Source organism: Planotetraspora phitsanulokensis, from assembly GCF_016863295.1.
Classification (GTDB): Bacteria; Actinomycetota; Actinomycetes; order Streptosporangiales; family Streptosporangiaceae; genus Planotetraspora; species Planotetraspora phitsanulokensis.
This window is the reverse complement of record NZ_BOOP01000055.1, coordinates 23,657-43,545: the sequence shown is the minus strand read 5'-3', so window position 1 is coordinate 43,545 and position 19,889 is coordinate 23,657. Positions and strand designations below refer to the sequence as shown.

The following is a 19,889-nucleotide window of genomic DNA, read 5'->3' as shown; positions in this document are numbered from 1 at the left end:
ATGAGCGTCGACCGTATTCTGCCCACGCCCGAGGCCCACGACCTGCTCGATCTCGTTCGTGAGCTGGCCGCCAAGGAGATCGCGCCGCGAGCCGCGGCCGATGAGGCGGCGGGGCGGTTCCCCCGTGACCTGTACACCCTGCTGGGCTCCTCCGGGCTGCTCGGCCTGCCGTACGCCGAGGAGTACGGCGGCGCCGCCCAGCCGTACGAGGTGTACCTCCAGGTGATCGAGGAACTGGCGGGCGCCTGGCTGGCCGTGGGGCTGGGCGTCTCCGTGCACACACTGTCGTGCTTCCCCGTCTCCGCGTACGGCGGCGCCGGGCAGCGGGCGGAGCTGATGCCCTCGCTGATCGGCGGGGAGCTGCTGGGGGCCTACTGCCTGTCGGAGCCCCAGTCGGGGTCTGACGCGGCCGCGCTGAGCACCCGCGCGGCGGAGGACGCCGACGGCTACCTGGTCGACGGGGTCAAGGCGTGGATCACCCATGGCGGCGTCGCCGACTTCTACACGCTGATGGCGCGGACGTCCGGGGAGGGCGCCAGGGGGGTGTCCTGCTTCCACGTCCCCGCGGGTCTGGACGGGCTGTCGTTCGGCGCCCCCGAGCGGAAGATGGGCATGCGGTCCTCCCCGACCGCCCAGGTCCGCTTCGACGGCGTACGGCTCCCGCGGGAGTCCCTCATCGGCTCTCCCGGGCAGGGGTTCCGCATCGCGCTGGCCGCACTGGACGGCGGGCGGCTCGGCATCGCGGCGTGCGCGGTCGGCGTGGCCCAGGCCGCCTTCGACGTCGCCTCCGCCTACGCGCGCGAACGCCGCCAGTTCGGCTCCCGCCTGGTGGACTTCCAGGGCCTCGGCTTCATGCTGGCGGACATGGCCACCTCGATCGCCGCGGCGCGGTCCCTGTACCTGGAGGCGGCGCGGCTGCGCGACGCCGGCCGTCCGTACGGCACGCGCGCGGCGATGGCCAAGCTGTTCGCCACCGACATGTGCATGAAGGTCACCACGGACGCGGTCCAGGTGCTCGGCGGCTACGGGTACGTGGAGGACTTCCCGGTGGAGCGGCACATGCGGGAGGCCAAGGTCCTGCAGATCGTCGAGGGCACCAACCAGATCCAGCGCCTGGTCATCAGCCGGGCCGTCGCCCGGGGCAGCGCCTGATAGGCGCCCGGCAGAAGCGGGGCAAGTCGCTCAGCCGCCCAGGAAGCCGGTGACGGCCGCGAGGAACTCCTCCGGCCGGTTGCCGTGGATCTCGTGCCCGCCGCCGACGGTGACGAGCCTGGCGCCGGGGATCCGCGCGGCCAGCTCCGTGACATCGGTCTGGGGGATGTGGCTCTCCGGGCCTCCGGCCAGGGCCAGAGCCGGCGAGGTGATCGCGGCGAGGCCGTCCAGCCAGGCGGGGTCGGGATCGCGCCGCTGCAGGGTGGTCTGCTCGACCATCTCCCAGTCGTACGGCAGGGCGCCCGCGGGCCGGTCGGGCACCTGGACGTCGGCGGGCCACGGGGCGGGCACGTCCTCGAGGATCAGGCGGCCGACCAGGCCGGGGCGCCTCTGCGCGACCAGGCACGCGACGACGCCGCCCAGGGAGTGGCCGATGAGGACCACCGGTGGTGTCCCCAGCGCGTCGAGCAGGCCGATGACGTCGTCGCGCATCGCCTCCAGCCGGTAGGACCCCGGCCACTCGCTGCGGCCGTGGCCGCGCAGGTCGGGTGCGAGGATCCGCCACGACCCGGCGAGGCCACCGGCGACGGTCTCCCAGTCGGTGTGGTCGAACCCGCGCCCGTGTAGGAGCACCACCGGCGGCGCCTCGTGGTCGCCCGCCGTGCCGTACACCAGGCGGATCCCGTTCACATCGGCGACGCTCGTCATCATCACGGGTAAATGATGCTCCTCGCCAGGTTCGCGATCCTTCCTGATTCGCTGTCAGCGTCAGTCCGTTTTCATGTATGTTCCACGAATTGGGATGGAATCATGCCGTGACCACTTACGGACACGGCGTGGTTTTCGCGGCGCTACCGTTGCAGGGGTGGAAGAGATCGATCGCCGAATCGTGACGCTGCTGGCGACGGACGGCCGGATGAGCTTCACCGATCTGGCCAAGGAGACCGGGCTGTCGGTCTCGGCCGTGCACCAGAGGGTGCGGAGGCTGGAGAAGCGCGGAGTGATCCACGGCTACCGGGCCCTGGTGAACTACGACGAGATCGGCCTTCCCCTGACGGCGTTCGTCTCGATCAAGCCGAACGACCCGTCCGCGCCGGACGACGCGCCGGAGCGGCTCAGCCACCTCGACGCCATCGAGGCGTGCCACAGCGTGGCGGGCGAGGAGAGCTACATCCTCAAGGTCCGCGTCGCCTCGCCGCTCGCCCTCGAGGAATTGCTGCAGCAGATCAGGGCTTCGGCCAACGTCAGCACGCGGACCACCGTCGTTCTCAGCACGCCCTACGACTACCGGTCGCCCGGTACGGACGCGGGCGTGGAAGACGAGGACGCCGAGCGCTGAGCCGCGCCCGGCGTCCCCGCCGGATCTTTCAGCCCGCCTGAGCGGGCACGGGCGGGTCGATCTCCTCGTCCTCCCGCGGAGAGCCGAGGAAGTACGCCCGCACCCGCTCCCGCGCCTCGGCGGAGGCGCCCAGCCGGTCGAGGCCGAGCAGAGCCGCCCCGACGATGGGCGGCACGTCCGCGACGACGAGCCGGGCGTGGGGCGCCTGGTCGGCGTAGCGCTCCGCGATGAGCGACATCAGCAGGTCGTCGCCCGCCGTGAGGACGCCGCCGCCGAGCACGACCTCACACGGCCCACCGAGCAGGTCGAGCCGCCGCATCGCGACCATCCCGAGCACGGCGACCTCGTCGGCCAGCCGTTCCACCAGGGACCGCGCGACCGCGTCGTGGCGGGCCGCCACGAGCAGGGGCGGCACCAGCGCGTGCAGCCGCGCGATCGGCAGGTGGCCGAAGTGCAGCCCCACAACGGCCTGCTCGACCGTCGCCGTGCCGAAACACCTGCGCACGACGTCGGTCAGGACGGTGGCGGGGCCCCGGCCGTCCTCGGCGCGCACGGCATGCCACAGGGTCTCCTCGCCGAGCCCGAAGCCGCCGCCCCAGTCGCCGCTGAGACGGCCGAGCGCCGGGAACCGGGCGACGCCGCCGGAGGGGGACACGCCCACGGCGTTGATCCCCGCACCGCACACCACGGCCACGCCCCAGGCCGTGCCCGCTCCGGCCCGCAGCAGGGCGAAGGTGTCGTTGCCGACGACCGCGTCCCGGCCGTATCCCCGGGCCAGCAGTTCGTCGCGGAGCCGCTCCTCCTCGATCGGCAGGTCGGCTCCCGCGACGTAGGCCGCGATGTGGTCGGCGTACGGAGGGTCCACGGGCGCCCCGGCGTCCCGCAGGGCCTGCCGTACGGCGTCTCCGACCACGTCGATGGCGGCCGCGACGCCGGCGCTCTGCGGGATGAAGGCCGCGCCGCGGCCGGTCGCGAGGACGGCTCCGTCCTCGCGGACCAGGGCCACGTCGGTCTTGCTGTTGCCCCCGTCGACCGCGAGGATCGTGCGGAGGCGCTGATCCGAGCCCTCGGCAGTGGTCACCGGGACTCCGCCCAGGGCAGGAACGCGCGGTTGGCCTCGATCAGCCGCCGGGCGAGGTCGCCGGAGAGCGAGGCCTGGCCGATCAGCGGGTGGCACAGCAGGGCGTCCTTCACGCGCTCCTCGCCGCCCCGCAGGGCCGCGTCGATGGCCAGCGTCTCGTACGCGGAGACGTGGCCGATCAGGCCGCGGTAGAGCGGCTCGACCGGAGCGACCGGCAACGGCGTGGCTCCGTGCGCGCCGATGGTGGCGGGCACCTCGATGACGGCGTCGTCGTCGAGGAACGGCAGCGTCCCGTCGTTGCGGGTGTTGACGACCTGGACGTCACCGCGGTCGTTGACGAGGGAGGCGATCAGCGCGACCGCCGCCTCGGAGTAGAACGCGCCGCCCCGCTTCTCCAGGAGTTCGGGCTTGGTGTCGACCGACGGGTCGCCGTACATCTCCAGCAGGGTGGCCTCCATGGCCGCGACCTCGGCGGCCCGGGTCGGCTTGGTCCGCTGCTCCTCGACGACGAGGTCGTGCTCGTAGAAGTACCGCAGGTAGTAGGACGGGATGACGCCCAGGTGGCGGAGGAACTCGACCGGCAGGCCGACGCTGCCGGCGATCTCCTCGCCGTGCTCGTCGAGGATCCTCGGCAGCACGTCGACGCCGTCGAGCTCGACGGAGCGCTCCCAGGTGAGGTGGTTGAGCCCGACGTGGCCGAGGGAGATGCGGTCGGGGGTGACGCCCAGGCCGGCGGCGAAGCGGCGCTGGAACCCGATCGCCACGTTGCACAGGCCGATGGCGCGGTGACCGGCGTCGAGCAGCGCCTTGGTGACGATGCCGACGGGGTTGGTGAAGTCCACGATCCAGGCGCCGGGCGCGTGCTCGCGGACCTTCTCGGCGATGTCGAGCACGATGGGGACGGTGCGCAGGGCCTTGGCCAGTCCGCCCGCGCCCGTGGTCTCCTGCCCGATGCAGCCGCACTCGAGCGGGAGCGTCTCGTCGACGTTCCTGGCGGCCTGGCCGCCGACGCGCAGCTGGAGCAGCACGGCTCCCGCGCCCGCGACCCCCTCCTCGACCACGGTGGTCGTGCTCACCTTGGCCGGGTGGCCCGCGCGGGCCAGCATGCGCCGGGCCATCCCGCCGACGAGCCCCAGGCGGCGCTCGTCCGGGTCGACCAGGGTGATCTCCGATAGGGGCAGTTCGTCGCGCAGGCGCGCGAAACCGTCGATCAGTTCCGGTGTGTAGGTGGAACCGCCCCCGACAACGGCGAGTTTCATAGCGTGTGTGGCGGCCCGGCCTCGCAGTAGGCCGGGACGCCATCCTCCTTCCAAGGATTGAGACGTGACGATGTGTGGCTGCGGAGCTATTTGACGCCCGTGAGCTTCACTCCTTCGATGAAGACCTTCTGGGCGAAGAAGAACACGACGATCACAGGGGCCATCGCCAGGATGGTCGCGGCCATGGTGAGGTTCCACTGGGTGCTGTGCTGCGATTTGAACGCCGCCAGCCCCAGGGACAGGGTCCAGTGGCTCTGGTCGGTCCCCGCGTACAGGAGGGGGCCGTAGTAGTCGTTCCAGCAGAAGAAGAACTGGAACAGGCCCACTGCGGCGATTGCGGGCCGCGCCATCGGGAGGATCACCCGGATGAGCGTACGGAACTCGCCGCACCCGTCCACCCTGGCCGCGTCGGAGTACTCCCGCGGGATCGTCACCAGGAACTGGCGGAGCAGGAAGATCGAGAACGCGTCCCCGAGGAGCATCGGGATGATCAGCGGCCACAGCGTGCCGGTCAGGTGGAACCGTGCCCAGACGAGGTAGATGGGCACGGCGACGACCTGGGGAGGCAGCATCATCGTGGTGATGACCAGCAGGAACGCCAGCTTCCTGCCGCGGAAGCGGAACTTCGCCAGCGCGTACGCCACGGGGATCGACGACACGAGCATGAACGCGGTGGCGAGCACCGAGTACATGACCGTGTTGCTGATCCAGGTCAGCAGCGGCGCCTTCTCGAAGATGTCCGCGAAGTTGCTCCAGTTCCAGGTCTGGGGCCACAACTGCGACGTGAGCGCCTGACGGTTGCTCATGAACGCCGTGAGGATGATGAAGACCAGCGGCCCCAGGAACATGATCGACAAAGCCACGGCGATCGCGTGCTTGGCGATCCAGTAGAGCAGCGCGCGGCCCCGGGGGGAGCGCGTGCTCGCCGCGGGTCGCCGGGCGATCGTCTCGGGAGCGAGCGTCGCGGTCATGCCTCCTCCTCCGAGAACCCCCGGAACTGCCGCAGCAGGATCAGGGTGAAGATCATCGAGACGGCGAACAGGATCAGCGCGAGGACGCAGGCGTACCCCATGGCGAAGTCCCGGAAGCCCTCCTGGAACAGCCATTCGGGAAAGGTCAGCGTCGACCCGTCGGGGTAGCCGGGGGTGAACACCGAGCCCGCCGAATCGGTGGCGCCCGATGCGACCCGTGCCGCCACCATCGCCTGGGTGAAGTACTGCAGGGTCTGGATCACCCCGGTCACGGCGGAGAACATCACCACCGGGCGGATGACCGGCAGGGTGATCCGCGTGAACTGCTGCCACGCGCTCGCCCCGTCGAGCGCGGCGGCCTCGTAGAGCTGTTTCGGCACGTCGAGCAGGGCGGCCATGAAGATGACCATCAGGTCGCCGACGGACCACAGAGCGAGCAGGGTGAGGCCCCACTTCGACCACGCGGGGTCGCCGAACCAGTCCGGCGACGGGATCCCGACCGCGCCCAGGATCGCCTGGACCGGGCCGGTGCCCGGGTTGAGCAGATAGACGAAGCCGAGCGTCCCCGCCACCAGGGGCACGAGCGACGGCAGGTAGAAGATCGTGCGGAAGACCCCGGCGCCGGCCTTGAGCTTGGTGACCAGCTGGGCCACGCCGAGGCCGAACACGACCCGCAGCGGGACCATCACCACGACGAGCCAGAGCGTGTTCTTGATCGAGGTCCAGGCGGCGTCGTCCCGCAGGAAGTACTTCCAGTTGAGCAGCCCGACGGGCTCCAGCGTGAACATGTCATAGCGCTGGAAGGAGAAGTACACCGTGGAGATGAGGGGGTAGGCGAAGAAGACGCCGAACCCCACGATCCACGGGGAGAGGTAGAGCAGCGCGCGGAGGTTGGCGCGGCGCCGTTCCCTGGTGCGGAACGGCGCCGCCTTCCCCCGACGCCCGAGCGTCGCGGTGGCCATCGATCAGTCGCCCGCCGTGAGCTTCAGCTTCTCGTTGATCGTCTTGTCCACCCCGGCGAGGAGCGCGTTCAGGTCGGGCGCCCGGCCCGACTCCCACTTGATCTGGGCCTCCTGCAGTGTCTGCTGGTTGAAGGCCGAGTTGATGTGGGCGGGCAGCGTGGTGCTGTTCGGGTTGGCGAAGATGTCGAGGAAGGTCTGGAAGTTCGTGTCCTTCTTGAGGTCGGGCGACTGCAGCGCGGGCAGCGTGCTCGGCACGTTGCGGATCGCGTTGGACAGCGTGACCAGGGCGTTCGTGTCGGTGGTCAGGTACTTGACCAGGTCCCAGGCCGCCTCGGGGTTCTTGGCGCCGCGCGGGATGCCGATGACCGTGCCGGCGATGAAGCCCGCGCCGTAGCGCTGCGCCTGGTCGTCGGCGACCGGCATCGGGGCGGTGCCGTAGTCGAGGTCCGGGGCGTCCGCGGCGAGCATGGCGTTGCGCCACTCACCGTCGACGGCCATCGCGACCTGGCCCTTGTTGAACGGGTTGTCCGCCGACCACTCGTCGCCGAAGCTCTTGCGGAACTTCTCGATCTTGTCGTAGCCGTACCAGTCGGTGAGATCCTTCTGCCAGGTCAGCAGCGTCTTCCACTGGGGGTCGGCGCCGATCGCCGAGGTGCCGTCCGGGTTGGTCCACTTGGCGCCGACCATCACGCCGGTGTGGATGGGCGCGTTCTCGTACATCTGGCTGGTGGGGACGAAGCCGGCGACCTTGATGTCGCCCTTGGAGTCCTTGACCGTGAGCTTCTTGGCGAGGTCGGCGAGCTCGCTCAGGGTCTTGGGCGGCTCGTTCCCCTTCATCAGCTTCTTGTTGTAGTAGAGGCCGTAGGTGTCGGCCAGCATCGGCATCACGCACCGCTTGCCCGCGTACTGCGTGTACTCGTCGATGACCTTGGGGAACAGCGTGCTCGCGTTGATCTTGCTGGCGGTCAGGTACGGGTTCAGGTCCTGGAAGATGTTGGCCTTGCAGAACTGGGCCACGCTGTCGGTCGTGAACGACAGGGCCACGTCGGGCGGGTTGCCGCCGCGGACCGACTGGATGATCTGGTCGTCCTGGACGGCCTTGGTGGCGTTGACGGTGATCCAGGGGTACTGCTTCTTGAAGCCTTCGAGGGTGTCCTGGAAGGCCTTGAGCTCGTTGTCGGCGCTGAAGCCGTGCCAGAACTCGATGGTGACCGGCTCGTGGCTGGTGGAGCTCGCATCGATCTTCGGCGCGCTCGTCTCGGTGCCGGCCGTACAGGCGGTCATGAGGAACAGGCCGGCCGTGGCCGACAGGACCAGCAGTCGTTTCACGGGGATGCCTCCCAGGTGCGTGGTGGATGTCAGGAGGGGATGGATGGGTGCCTGCGGTCGTGCTCGCCGCGGGTCCGGTCGTGCGCTTCGCGCCGGGAAGTTGTCTCGGGACGGTGGACCGCCCCGAAGGTCTCGTCTCTGGCGATGCCGAGGGCGAGGTCGAGGGCACCGGCGAGGACGGGGTTGCCCTCCACGGTGGACAGCCGCAGAGGCGGCCGGGGGATGGTCAGGGCGTGCAGCTCCTGCTCGATGAGCTCGCGCAGGATCTCGCCGCCCGACAGCAGCACGCCGCCCGACAGGACGACGATCTCGGGGTCGACGACAGCCGTGATCGCGGCCAGGCCGACCGCGAGGCGGCCGGCGAGCTCGCGCAGCGCCTCACGTGCCTTCTCGGCCTGCGCGCCGCCGCCCTCGACCGCCTTCACCGCGTTCCGCACGGCCGCGGGGGGTGTCGCCCCGCGCAGCCCGTGCGCCCGCAGGATCCTCAGTACGGCGGGGCCACCGGAAAGGGCCTGGAAGCCGTGGTCGGCCCGCTTGCCGACGTCCCGGGCGATCGGCGCCCCGAGGACCGGCATGTATCCGACCTCGCCGGCCCCGCCCGTGGCGCCCCGGTGCAGCCTGCCGCCGAGCACCAGGGCGGAGCCGAGGCCCTCGTCGGCCCACAGCAGCACGTAGTCCTGGTGGCCCTGGGCGGCCCCGCGGGCCTGCTCGGCCTGCGCCACCAGGTTCACGTCGTTCTCGATGTCGACCGGCACGCCGATCCCGTCGCGCAGGGTGCCGACGAGGTCGGGGATGTGCCAGCCGGGGATGTGCGCGGCGTAGCCCAGCCGTCCGGTCGAGGGGTCGATCGCGCCCCCGATGCCGATCACCACCCGGCTGAGGGCCGCGAGGTCGAGTTGAGCGTCCGCGCATGCCCCCGCGAGCGAGTCGCGAACCCTCTCGACGACGTCGCCCGCGGTGCGGCCGGGGGTTGCCAGCCGGTGCTCGGCGACGACCGTGCCGGTGATGTCGGCCAGGGCGACGTCGATCCGGCCGGGGGTGACGTCCAGGGCGGCCACGTGCGCCGCGCGGGGGTTGATCCGGTACAGCTCGGCGGTGCGGCCGGGAAGCCCTTCACGGATGCCGTCGAGGACGACGAGGCCCGCCTCCTGAAGGCGTGCCAGCAACTGGGAGGCGGTCGGCTTGGACAGGCCGGTCAGCGCGCCGAGCTCGGGACGGGTGAGGGGCCCCCGCTCGAGGAGGACCATCAGCGCGGCGCGGTCGTTGATGGCGCGCAGAAGGCTCGGCGTCCCAGGCGTGGGCTGGCTCAACGGCACGTCCTTCCGCGGCGAGTTAGGAAAGTTTCCTAACTTGTGGAGGGACGGTAAGTAATCGTCTTCACGCACGTCAAGGCCCCGTAAGTCCTCGAAATCGACTCGTGACCGTAATCGCCCCTTATTCGTTGCCCCTCCGCCGTGATCATGCACGGGTTCGGTAAAAGCGCCGCCGACCAGCCGTTTCACGTTTCGTGATCATGCACACATTCGTGCTTTCATGGCCCCACCTGCGGCTTCGCCGTACGCGATCCTGCACGGTTTCGTGGTTGTGCGGCCCTTCCTGCGGCTCCGCCCTAGGCGATCATGTAGTGCGTCGCGGCGTGCCAGATCACGAATAGAATCGCAGCAGGTCGGAGGCGTTGATCACGAATCTGTGCATGATCACGTCTGGGGAAGTCGCAGGTCACACCCCCTCCTTCCGAATCTGTGCATGATCACGCCCCTTGGCTGACGGGTGGGGGGACACGCGACGTAGAATCTGGCGGCCTATGTCTGAGTCAACGGCGGGCGAGCTGGCCCGGGAGCAGAAGTACGTCGCCGCGCTCTACGAGCGCCTCGACGTGTTGCGGGTGCGCACGCGCGGACAGCTCGACGACGTGCTGGCCCAAGGGGCCACGGGCACCCATCAGAACCGGTCCGAGCGCGACTCCTTCGCCGGCATGTACGCGCAGCGGCTCGCCCGGCTGTGGGCGGTGGAGAACAGCCTGTGCTTCGGCCGTCTCGACCACGCCGACGAGACCCGCCTCTACATCGGCCGCCTCGGCCTCTCCGACGACGACCAGCAGCGCCTGCTCATCGACTGGCGGGCGCCCGTCGCCCAGCCTTTCTACCGCGCCACTCCGGCCGCCCCCATGGGCGTCACCCGGCGCCGCCACCTCCACACCAGAGGCCGCACTGTCACCGGGGTCGACGACGACCTCCTCGACCTCGACGCCCTGAGCGACGCCGACCGGGCCTCCCTGAACGGAGAGGCCGCGTTGCTCGCCGCGCTCGGCGAGAAGCGCACCGGCCGGATGCGCGACATCGTGGCGACGATCCAGTCCGAGCAGGACAAGATCATTCGAAGTGATCTGAACGGCGTGCTCGTCGTCCAGGGCGGGCCGGGCACCGGCAAGACGGTCGTGGCCCTGCACCGGGCCGCCTACCTCCTCTACACCTACCGGGAGCGCCTGGAACGGAGGGGCGTCCTGATCATCGGGCCGAACCCGACCTTCGTGCGCTACATCGAACAGGTGCTCCCCTCACTGGGCGAGACCGACGTTCTGCTGTCCACCGTGGGCGAGCTCTACCCCGGAGTGAAGGGCACCCGGCAGGACCCGCCCGAGGCGGCGGTCGTCAAGGGGTCGATCCGGATGGCCGAGGTGATCGCGAAAGCCGTACGGGAACGGCAGCGGGTCCCGAGGAAGCCGCTGGAGATCCGGCTCGACAAGTTCACCCTCAAGCTCGACCGCCAGACCTTCGACGCCGCCCGATCGCGGGCGGTCCGCTCGCGGAAGGCGCACAACCAGGCGCGTGCCGTGTTCGTCCGGCACCTGCTGAACGTCCTGACCCGGCAGGCCGCCCGGCACCTCGGCCGGAGCATGCTCGACGACGCCGACTTCGCCGAGCTGCGGGAGGACCTACGGACCGAGGAGCCCGTCCGGGCCGCGCTCAACCGGCTCTGGCCGTACCTGACGCCGCAGCAGCTGCTGATCGGCCTGTACACCTCCAAGGAGCGGATGGCGGAGGCCGGCCTGTCGCCGGAGGAGCAGGGCCTGCTGCTGCGGGAGCCGCCGCGGCCGGGCGAGAACTGGTGGAGCGCGGCCGACGTGCCGCTCCTGGACGAGGCCGCCGAGCTCCTCGGCGAGATCGACGAGGGAGTGCTCAGAGCCGCCCGCCGCGCCGAGCAGGAGCGTGAGGAGCGCATCGCCTACGCCAAGGAGGTCCTCGAGCTGACCGGCATGGCCGACATCCTGGACGCCGAGCGCTTCGCCGAACGCCAGCAGGCCGACGAGGTCTATCTGACGACGGCGGAACGCGCCGCGGGGGACCGCACCTGGGCCTTCGGCCATGTGATCGTCGACGAGGCGCAGGAGCTGTCCGAGATGGCGTGGCGGACCGTCATGCGACGCTGCCCGAGCAGGTCGATGACCATCGTCGGGGACATCGCCCAGACCGGGTCGGCGGCGGGAGCGGCCAGCTGGGGCCGGGTGCTCGAGCCGTATCTCCAGAAGCGCTGGCGGGAGGCCGCGCTCAGTGTGAACTACCGCACGCCCTCCGAGCTGATGGAGGTCGCCGCACGGGTGCTCGAGCTGGTCGGGCCGGATCTCAAGGCGCCGGAGTCGGTGCGGGAGACCGGCGAGCACCCGTGGGCGACGCGGGTGGACGACCTCGTCGCCGAACTGGGGCGCGTCGTTCAGGACGAGGTCGTCGACGGCGGGCGGCTCGTCGTGATCGTCCCCTCCTCGGACGAGGCCCGGCTCGGCGCGGCGGTCGCGGCCGAGGTGCCGGGCGCGGTGACCGGCGCGGGCCCCGCCGCCCTGGACGCCCCCGTCTCGGTCATGTCGGTGGCGGACGCCAAGGGTCTGGAGTTCGACGCCGTGATCGTCGTCGAGCCGGAACGGATTCTCCGCGAGTCCCCGCGCGGCCCAAGCGATCTTTATGTGGCGCTGACCCGGGCCACGCGACGGCTTGGCGTGATCTACACCGGCGGACTGCCAGCCGTTTTGACGCCCCTTGATCAGCGGGTCCGGTGATGGGGGAATAGCGGGAGGTGGCACGATGTGGGGGACATCACTGGAAGACCCCGGATCGACACCGCTCACGGAGCCTGTCCTAGCTGCGAAAACTTGGTATTTTCGCTGATCGGGACACGGTTGACATCTGCGCTGAGGTCGGTAGTTTGCTGCGCAGTCCAGCACGGGACTGACTGGTTGGCCGTCTCAAGACATCACCGGATTCTGCGTCCGTGACGGAGCGTGACTCCGTCTGCACAGCCAGGCGCAGGTCGGCGTTCCGTCGAGTCGGGGCACCCCAACCGGCCGGGGGGTTGGACCCGGGGAGGGGTCCGGACACCCAGTAGACAACGGAACTCCGCGCCCGCCGCCGACGGGACGGGAACCGGTCCGAAGGGCCGTCCGGGCCCCCTTCCGCCGTGCGCGGCGAAACCCGTGCGTGGAGACACGCCAGGTGGTCCTTGGGTCCTCCGCGAGGGACTCAAGGATCACATCGGCCCGTGCGAGCCGCCGGGCCCGCTCGTGAGCGCCCCTCGGCGCCGTCCTCATCTCCAGCGGCCCGGCCGAAATCGGCCTCTTGAATTGGCGCTGTTCAGCGGGATCTGGGAAGCTGTCCGCACTGGCCGGTACAGGACTTCGCGTCGCGTGGACCGGCGCCGGGAGGGCACACTCACGCACGAGGAGACACCGCCCCGTGGCACTGGAAGTCAAGGACGAGGCACCGCTCCCCGCGCCCGAGAGGCGTACGGCGTTGCCGGTGGGGCATCCGTTGCTCCGTCTCGGCGCATCGGTCGTGGGCGGCCTGGTGCTGTTTCTGGCGTTTCCCCCGATCGGTCTGTGGTTCCTGGCGCCGCCGGGTGTCGCCCTCCTCGCGCTCGCCCTGTACGGCGTCCGCCTGCGCCGGGCGGCCTGGCTCGGGTACGCCGGAGGCCTCGCGTTCCTGATGCCCACGCTGGCCTGGGTGCGCCCCATCGGCTATGACGCCTGGCTGGCCCTGTCGGCGATCGAGAGCCTCTTCTGGGCCGCCCTGGCGTGTCTGGCCGTGCTCGTCATGCGCCTGCGGCTGTGGCCGCTGTGGGTGGCCTGCCTGTGGGTCGCCCAGGAGTGGGCGCGCGGACTGTTCCCGGTGGGGGGCTTCCCCTGGGCGAGGCTGGCGTTCAGCCAGGGCGAGTCGCCCTTCACGCCCTACGCCGCACTCGGCGGCGCGCCGCTGGTGAGCTTCGCGGTCGCCCTGTCCGGCGCCCTGCTCTGCTACCTGGTCGTCCGGATCGGCCGCGGGTTCCGGCGGGACCGCCTGGTCGCCGGGACGCTCCTGGCCGCCGTGGCCGTGCCCGTGCTGGGGTTCGCGGTGCCGCGGCCGGGCGACGCGGGCAAGACGGTGACCGTCGGCATCGTCCAGGGCAACGTGCCCGGCCGGGGGATGGACTTCCTCGGCGACGAGCCCTCGATCGTGCTCCGCAACCACGCCGACGAGACCCACAAGATGGCCGAGGCGGTCCGGGCCGGCAAGCTTCCCAAGCCGGACATCGTGGTCTGGCCGGAGAACTCGACCGACATCGACCCGTACCGCAGCGCCTTCGCGAGCGGGATCATCGACGCCGCGGCCAAGGACATCGGCGTGCCCATCCTCGTCGGGGCGGTCGTGAACGTCGGGGACGCCAACCGGGCGACCCGGGGGCTCGTGTGGGACCCGGTCACCGGTCCCGGCGCCTACTACGACAAGCGCAAGCTCGTGCCGTTCGGGGAGTACACGCCGTTCAAGAGCATCGTGCTGGCCCTGTCGAAGCGGGCGAACCTGGTCGGCCGTCAGTCGATCGCGGGCGACGTCCCCGGGGCGCTGCGGATGGGCCCCGTCACGGTCGGCACCGTGGAGTGTTACGAGGTGGCCTTCGACGACGACGTGCGCAGCACCGTCAAGGCCGGGGGGAGCCCGCTGGTCGTCCAGACCAACAACGCCACCTACGCGCTGACCAACCTCCCCGCGCAGCAGCTCGCGATGTCGCAGTTGCGGGCGGTGGAGCACAACCGGGCGGTCGTGACGGCCGCGACTACCGGAATTTCGGCGTATGTCTCTCCAGATGGCAGGGTGGAGTGGCGGACCGATGAACTCGTCCCGGCCATGAACGTGCTCAAAGTCCCGGTACGGACGGAGAACACGCTGGCCACCGAGGTAGGTGCGCTACCGGAGTGGGTTTTGATACTGATGGGGGCCGGAGCCGTGGCGGCGGCGTCGTTTGCGGCACGGAGGAAGAGCTGATGGAGCGGACCCCCGGGCGGGTTCTCGTGATCGTTCCTACGTACAACGAACGTGAGAACCTGCCGTTGATCGCCGCGAGGTTGCGCGAGGCGCTGCCGGAGGTGCATCTGCTCGTCGCCGACGACAACAGCCCCGACGGGACCGGCGAGATCGCCGACCGGCTCGCGGAGCAGGACGACCACATCCACGTGCTCCACCGTCCCGGCAAGCAGGGTCTGGGCTCCGCCTACATCGCCGGATTCCGCTGGGGCCTGGCCGAGGGCTACGACGTCCTCGTCGAGATGGACGCCGACGGCTCCCACCAGCCGGAGGAGCTGCACAAGCTGCTCAACCGGGTGGCACGCGGGGCCGACCTGGCGATCGGCTCGCGCTGGGTGCGGGGCGGCCGCGTGCTCAACTGGCCGGCCTCCCGCCAGATCCTTTCGCGGGGCGCGAACATCTACGTGCGGTGGATGCTGGGCATCCCGGTGCGCGACGCGACCGCCGGGTTCCGCGCCTACCGGGCCGCCACGCTGGACAAGATCGGCATCGACGACGTCGAGTCCCAGGGGTACTGCTTCCAGGTCGACCTCACCCTGCGGACCGTACGGCACGGCCTGCGGGTGGCCGAGGTGCCGATCACGTTCGTGGAGCGGACCATCGGCACGAGCAAGATGAGCCGCGCCATCATCCTGGAGGCCTTCGGGCGGGTGGCCGTCTGGGGCGTCGACGGGCTGCCCGAGCGGCTTCGCCGCAGGCGGCGATAGCCCACCGCGGGCGGCGGCGACCCGGTGCGGGCCGGCGAGGAACCAGGACCGCCACGGAAGCGTTGACGGGTTTGTACGGCTGTCGCGGCGAGTGAGGCAAGTTGATGTTGCGTATCGGGCTCTTCCTGGCCTTCCTGGTCGTCCCGGTTCTGGAGATCTGGCTGCTGATCAGGATCGGATCCGTGATCGGCGGCTGGCAGACGGTCGCCCTTCTCATCGCCGACAGCATCGTGGGGGCCTGGCTGGTCCGCCGTGAAGGCCGGCGGGCGTGGGCGGCCCTGCAGAGCGCCGTCCAGTCGGGCCGGATGCCGGATCGCGAACTGGCCGACGGCGGGATGGTCGTCGCCGGAGGGGCGCTGCTGCTGACCCCCGGGTTCCTGACCGACGTCCTGGGGTTCATCCTCATCCTGCCGTTCACGCGGCCCATCGCCCGGCGGGGGCTGTCGTGGTTCCTGCGGCGCCGGGTCCAGGTGCTGGCGGCCCGCTCGCCGTACGGGCCGATGTTCACCCCCGGAGGCGGGTTCCAGCGTCCGGACGGCGGAGCGCGCGGGCACGTGATCGACGGTGAAGTGATCGAGGGTGAGGTCCTCGACGAGGAGCCCCGGCGGCGCAAGGAGGCCTGAAGGGCCTGAGCGCTCTTTGGGGCGCCTGTGGCACTTCGGGGCGGTCAGACCCTCCTGGGGTCCCGGAGGCGCTCAGAGAGCGGCTGGAAGGCCCCTTTTGCTCCCTGAACAGAGCTGCGCCTCAACAACTGGCCCGTGAACCACTGACCCCGGAACAACGAGAACGCCCCCGTCGGCCTGCCGGCCATCCGGGGGCGTCTTCACACCTGCCGTCTACGCGCTCTTGCGTCGCTGCGCCCTGAGGATCGCGAGCCGCTCGTTGAGCACCTCTTCGAGGTCCTCGATGGAGCGGCGCTCCAGAAGCATGTCCCAGTGCGTACGCGGCGCCTTGGACTTCTTCTGCTGGGGCTCCTCGGCGTCCACCCGCAGCGCGGGGGCGCCGCAGCTGCGGCACTCCCAGTTCGTCGGGATCTCCGCCTCAGCGGCGAGGGGCACGGTGGTGAGATGGCCCTTGGGGCAGGTGTAGGACACCTCCTGGCGCGGAGCCAGATCGGTGTTGCGGTCGTTCTCGTAGCTGGTCGCCCCGAGCCGGGTACCGCGAAGTGCACGCTCGCCCATGTTCTAAGCCTCCTGAGGTCCCCGCCATGAGAGGGGTTTGTCTCCACCGCGTACAACGCCTGATACCGTTTGTGGATTCCCACCAGAGACCTGATCCAATCGCGCTTTTTACGGCGCGCACGCCTCAGAGGTGCTCTGGAACCTCATTTCCTGCCGCACGGATGGCCTTGGGCAGGTTGACGGACAGCAGCATCACGAAGCCGACCACGAAGAACACCACGAGCGACACGATCGCGATCCGGTAGCTGTTGGTGAACTGCACCGCGAGGGTGATGGTGAGCGAGCCGATGAACGCCGATCCCTTGTCGCTGATCTGCAGAAGGCTGAAGAACTCCGCCTCCTTGCCCCGGGGGATGACGTGGGAGTAGAGCGACCGCGACAGCGCCTGGGTGCCGCCGAGGACGATGGCGATGGCGAAGCCGAGGGCGTAGAACTGCACCTGGGCGCCCTCCGAGAGGAATACGGCCACCACGACGATCACGATCCACACGACCAGGCTGGCGAGCACGGTCCGCTTGGTGCCGTACCGGCGGGCGAGCCTGCCGAGCAGCAGCGCGCCGCCGAACGCGACGAACTGGACCATCAGGATCGCGGTGATCTGCACGCTGGTGTCGAGCTTGAGCGCCTCCGAGGCGTAGGCGGCCGAGTTGCCGATCACCGTCTGCACACCGTCGTTGTAGATCAGGTAGGCGACCAGGAACAGCAGCGTGCCCGGGTAGCGGCGCAGCTCGGCGATCGTCCGGCCCAGCTGGCGGAAGCTGCCGCCGACTGAGCGCAGCGCGGTGCTCTCATGCGCGGGGACGGGCCGGTTGCGCAGCCTGAGGAGCGGGATGATCGTGAAGATGGCCCACCACAGGCCCGCTGACATCATGCAGATGCGCACGGCCATGCCCTCGGTGACGCCGAACGTCTCGTGGCCGAGGTAGAGGACGAGGTTGAGGGCGAGCAGCAGGAAGCCGCCGAGATAGCCGAACGCCCAGCCGCGGGAGGAGACCTTGTCGCGCTCGGAGGGAGCCGAGATCTGCGGCAGGAAGGAGTCGTAGACGACGACCGACGCCCCGTAGGCGACGTTGGCCAGGATGAACAGGCCGCCGCCGAGCAGGTAGCGGTCACCCTCCAGGAAGAACAGACCCACGGTCGCCAGCGCGCCGACGTAGGCGAAGGCGCCCAGCAGTTCCCTCTTGCGGCCCGTGTGGTCGGCCAGCGCGCCCGCGACGGGCAGCAGGACGATCTGCAGCAGCGTCGACACCGTGAGGATCAGCCCGAAGTAGGCCGCGGGCCGGATGTCGAAGCCGAGCACGTCGACGTAGCCGAGCTGGGAGGTGGTCAGCTTGTCGAAGTCCCTGGTGCACACGTCGATCGGCGTGGACGCGAAGTCCTGCTCGCAGGCGGCCGTCTTGGCGATCGGGATGAGGTACGGCCCGAGGAACACCGAGATGATCGTGGTGTAGAAGGCGGAGTTCGCCCAGTCGTACCAATACCAGCCGCGCCGTTCTCGCCCCTGCGCCCGGGGCGTCTCTTCGATGGTGACCGGGGGGGAGGTCATGGTGTCTCCTCGCCTAGCTGCTCGCCGTACCGGGGTGCCACTGGCCACGCCTGTCGAGGACGTCGCGCAGGCCGGTGATGTTGTCGGTCATGATGCCGTCGACGCCGAGGTCGAGCAGGACCTCCATCGTGACGGGGTTGTCGATCGTCCAGACGTGCACCTGCATGCCGATGGCATGGGCCGTGCGGACGAAGGCGCGGGTGGTGACCCGCAGACCGCGGAACCCGATGGGGACCTGGGCGCAGGGGACGCGGGCGCGGGCCAGCCCGCTGAGCAGCCGGCCGTACCCGCCCGCGAGCGCGGCGGCGCGCAGGGCGGCGATGCCGCGCGGGCCGAGAGCCGAGCACACCTCGCGGCCGATCGCCTTGCGCGCCCCCTCGAGCCGCAGGTCGGAGAAGGAGGTGAGGCAGACGCGGTCGTAGGCGTTGGTGCGGCGGATCGCGCGGGCCAGCGGCACGATGGCCGGGCTCTCCTTGACGTCGATGTTCAGCCGGACGTCGGGCCAGGTGCCGAGCAGGTCCTCGATGAGCGGGATCTCGTCCTTGCCGCCGATGCGCGCCTTGCCGACCTCCCGATAGGGAAGCGCGGAGATCCGTCCCGTGCGGTCGGTGACCCGGTCGAGGGTGTGGTCGTGGAACGCCAGCAGCACCCCGTCGGACGTCGCGTGCGCGTCGGTCTCGAGATAGGTGTAGCCGAGGTCGACCGCCCGGGAGAAGGCGGCCATGGTGTTCTCACGGCCCTCCGCCGCTCCGCCGCGATGGGCGAAGGCGAGCGGCCCGGGAAAGTCGAGGAACGGATAGCGGCGTTGCACGAGGAGGAGTATGCCGGTTACGGAGCCGGACCGTCACCGAGCGGAAGTGAACATTTGCGTCACGAGTCCCCCTTCGACGCCCATTCCTGGCGCCGTGACTCGGCGATCACGATGGCGGCGGCGACCGACACGTTGAACGAGCCGACCCTGCCGACCTGAGGGATGTAGACGACGGCGTCGGCCGCCTCCAGCGAGGCGGGGGAGCAGCCGTGGTCCTCGCTGCCGACCAGCAGGCAGACGTCGCCGGTGAGGTCGGCGGCGTGCAGGGGGACGGCGTCTCCGGTGAGTTCGACGGCGACGACCCTGAAGCCCTCCTCCTTCGCGGCCTTCACGGCGTCGGAGACGGGGACGGGTTCGTGCCATTCGACCAGGCGGTCGGTGCCGAGCGCGGTTTTCTGCACCTTTGGGTTGCTCGGCGGGGTGGCGTTCCCGGCCAGCCAGACCGTGTTCACACCGAACGCCGCGGCGCTGCGGAAGATCGAGCCGACGTTGAACGGGCTGGTCACCGACTCCAGGATCAGCGCCATGCGGCCGGTGGTGGCGCGGCGCCAGTTCCGGTTCAGCCGCTTCACGTCGGTCGGCCGCAGTTGCCTGCGCGGGTTGGGCGTGGTCATCGGGCGTTCACTTTCAGGATTCGGTAGGCGGCGCGGGAGGCGAGCCGGGAGGTGGGCAGACCCTGGTCGTTGAGCCAGCGCTGCAGGGAGTCGGAGCCGAGGTGCTTCTGGACGACCAGGTACGCCGAACCGCCGTGCGCGAGGCGGCCCAGCCACCGGGTGAGCATCTCGTGGAGGGCGGCCTTGCCGATGCGGATCGCGGGATTGGACCAGATGGCCTGGAACCGCACGTCGTCCGGCACCTCGTCGGGAAGAACCGGCCTTACTTTGTCAAGGCCGGCGCTCTTGGCGTTCCGCTCGCACAGCTCCACGGAACGGCGGTTGACGTCGACGGCCCAGACCGTCGCGCCGGGCGCCCTCGACGCCATGGTCAGCGCGATGGGGCCGTACCCGCAGCCGAGGTCGAGCAGGTCTCCGCCCGCGGGCGGCGGTGGCACGGTCTCCAGCAGCACCCGCGTGCCGGAGTCGATCCGGTCGGGGGAGAACACGCCCCGGTCGGTCTCCAGCCGCAGATGCAGGTCCGGGAGGACCAGGTTGACCACGCCGGGACGGCTGGCCGCCTGGGGGCTTTCCTCGAAGTAATGTGCCACGTGCACAAACGTACCAACGCC

The 19,889-nt window shown here is 70.3% G+C and carries 18 protein-coding genes; 6 read left to right on the top strand and 12 right to left on the bottom strand.

What is annotated here, in order from left to right; genetic code table 11:
- Positions 1–1,152: an acyl-CoA dehydrogenase family protein gene (locus Pph01_RS41070; protein ID WP_204078680.1), complete on the top strand. Its 1,152-nt coding sequence runs from the start codon at positions 1–3 to the stop codon at positions 1,150–1,152.
- Positions 1,153–1,182: 30 nt separating this feature from the next.
- Here Pph01_RS41070 and Pph01_RS41065 read toward each other — a convergent pair whose 3' ends face one another.
- Positions 1,183–1,863, bottom strand: a complete 681-nt coding sequence (locus Pph01_RS41065) for an alpha/beta fold hydrolase (protein ID WP_239117393.1) — start codon at positions 1,861–1,863, stop codon at positions 1,183–1,185.
- A gap of 154 nt (positions 1,864–2,017) precedes the next feature.
- Between Pph01_RS41065 and Pph01_RS41060 the strand changes: the two genes are divergently transcribed.
- Positions 2,018–2,491, top strand: a complete 474-nt coding sequence (locus tag Pph01_RS41060; RefSeq protein ID WP_204078678.1) for an Lrp/AsnC family transcriptional regulator — start codon at positions 2,018–2,020, stop codon at positions 2,489–2,491.
- Positions 2,492–2,519: 28 nt separating this feature from the next.
- Here Pph01_RS41060 and Pph01_RS41055 read toward each other — a convergent pair whose 3' ends face one another.
- The 6 genes from Pph01_RS41055 to Pph01_RS41030 all read right to left on the bottom strand — a co-directional run bounded on the left by Pph01_RS41055 (position 2,520) and on the right by Pph01_RS41030 (position 9,403).
- Complete coding sequence (locus tag Pph01_RS41055; protein WP_204078677.1) at positions 2,520–3,572, bottom strand: N-acetylglucosamine kinase; 1,053 nt, start codon at positions 3,570–3,572, stop codon at positions 2,520–2,522.
- Complete coding sequence (locus tag Pph01_RS41050) at positions 3,569–4,831, bottom strand: 6-phospho-beta-glucosidase (protein ID WP_204078676.1); 1,263 nt, start codon at positions 4,829–4,831, stop codon at positions 3,569–3,571. Before Pph01_RS41050 ends, Pph01_RS41055 begins: the two co-directional genes overlap by 4 nt.
- Before the next feature lie 86 nt (positions 4,832–4,917).
- Entirely contained in the window at positions 4,918–5,802 is an 885-nt protein-coding gene (locus Pph01_RS41045) for a carbohydrate ABC transporter permease (protein ID WP_204078675.1), read from the bottom strand.
- Positions 5,799–6,764 carry a carbohydrate ABC transporter permease gene (locus tag Pph01_RS41040; RefSeq protein ID WP_204078674.1) on the bottom strand — a complete coding sequence of 322 codons (966 nt, stop codon included), beginning with the start codon at positions 6,762–6,764 and terminating at the stop codon, positions 5,799–5,801. The genes Pph01_RS41045 and Pph01_RS41040 overlap by 4 nt, the downstream gene beginning before the upstream one ends.
- Before the next feature lie 3 nt (positions 6,765–6,767).
- The gene (locus Pph01_RS41035) at positions 6,768–8,093 is read right to left on the bottom strand and encodes an extracellular solute-binding protein (RefSeq protein WP_239117389.1); all 1,326 of its coding nucleotides are present in this window, start codon (positions 8,091–8,093) and stop codon (positions 6,768–6,770) included.
- 29 nt (positions 8,094–8,122) lie between these two features.
- Complete coding sequence (locus Pph01_RS41030) at positions 8,123–9,403, bottom strand: ROK family transcriptional regulator (RefSeq protein ID WP_204078673.1); 1,281 nt, start codon at positions 9,401–9,403, stop codon at positions 8,123–8,125.
- A gap of 494 nt (positions 9,404–9,897) precedes the next feature.
- Here Pph01_RS41030 and Pph01_RS41025 point away from each other — a divergent pair, with 494 nt between their 5' ends.
- The 4 genes from Pph01_RS41025 to Pph01_RS41010 all read left to right on the top strand — a co-directional run bounded on the left by Pph01_RS41025 (position 9,898) and on the right by Pph01_RS41010 (position 15,749).
- The gene (locus Pph01_RS41025; RefSeq protein WP_204078672.1) at positions 9,898–12,144 is read left to right on the top strand and encodes a HelD family protein; all 2,247 of its coding nucleotides are present in this window, start codon (positions 9,898–9,900) and stop codon (positions 12,142–12,144) included.
- Positions 12,145–12,817: 673 nt separating this feature from the next.
- Positions 12,818–14,380 carry an apolipoprotein N-acyltransferase gene (gene lnt, locus Pph01_RS41020; protein ID WP_204078671.1) on the top strand — a complete coding sequence of 521 codons (1,563 nt, stop codon included), beginning with the start codon at positions 12,818–12,820 and terminating at the stop codon, positions 14,378–14,380.
- On the top strand, positions 14,380–15,126 hold the full coding sequence (locus Pph01_RS41015; protein WP_204078670.1) for a polyprenol monophosphomannose synthase: 747 nt from the start codon (positions 14,380–14,382) through the stop codon (positions 15,124–15,126). The genes lnt and Pph01_RS41015 overlap by 1 nt, the downstream gene beginning before the upstream one ends.
- 104 nt (positions 15,127–15,230) lie before the next feature.
- The gene (locus Pph01_RS41010; protein ID WP_239117392.1) at positions 15,231–15,749 is read left to right on the top strand and encodes an FxsA family protein; all 519 of its coding nucleotides are present in this window, start codon (positions 15,231–15,233) and stop codon (positions 15,747–15,749) included.
- A 213-nt stretch (positions 15,750–15,962) separates the two neighbouring features.
- Here Pph01_RS41010 and Pph01_RS41005 read toward each other — a convergent pair whose 3' ends face one another.
- The 5 genes from Pph01_RS41005 to Pph01_RS40985 all read right to left on the bottom strand — a co-directional run bounded on the left by Pph01_RS41005 (position 15,963) and on the right by Pph01_RS40985 (position 19,868).
- Entirely contained in the window at positions 15,963–16,307 is a 345-nt protein-coding gene (locus tag Pph01_RS41005; protein ID WP_203882305.1) for an RNA polymerase-binding protein RbpA, read from the bottom strand.
- A 124-nt stretch (positions 16,308–16,431) separates the two neighbouring features.
- Positions 16,432–17,853 carry an MFS transporter gene (locus Pph01_RS41000; RefSeq protein ID WP_204078669.1) on the bottom strand — a complete coding sequence of 474 codons (1,422 nt, stop codon included), beginning with the start codon at positions 17,851–17,853 and terminating at the stop codon, positions 16,432–16,434.
- A gap of 13 nt (positions 17,854–17,866) precedes the next feature.
- Positions 17,867–18,664, bottom strand: coding sequence for a glycerophosphodiester phosphodiesterase family protein (locus Pph01_RS40995; RefSeq protein WP_204078668.1), 798 nt, complete (start codon positions 18,662–18,664; stop codon positions 17,867–17,869).
- A gap of 59 nt (positions 18,665–18,723) precedes the next feature.
- Positions 18,724–19,278 (bottom strand): TrmH family RNA methyltransferase, encoded by a 555-nt coding sequence (locus tag Pph01_RS40990; RefSeq protein ID WP_204078667.1) that lies wholly within the window; start codon positions 19,276–19,278, stop codon positions 18,724–18,726.
- Complete coding sequence (locus Pph01_RS40985; RefSeq protein WP_204078666.1) at positions 19,275–19,868, bottom strand: class I SAM-dependent methyltransferase; 594 nt, start codon at positions 19,866–19,868, stop codon at positions 19,275–19,277. The genes Pph01_RS40990 and Pph01_RS40985 overlap by 4 nt, the downstream gene beginning before the upstream one ends.
- Positions 19,869–19,889: the final 21 nt, after the last annotated feature.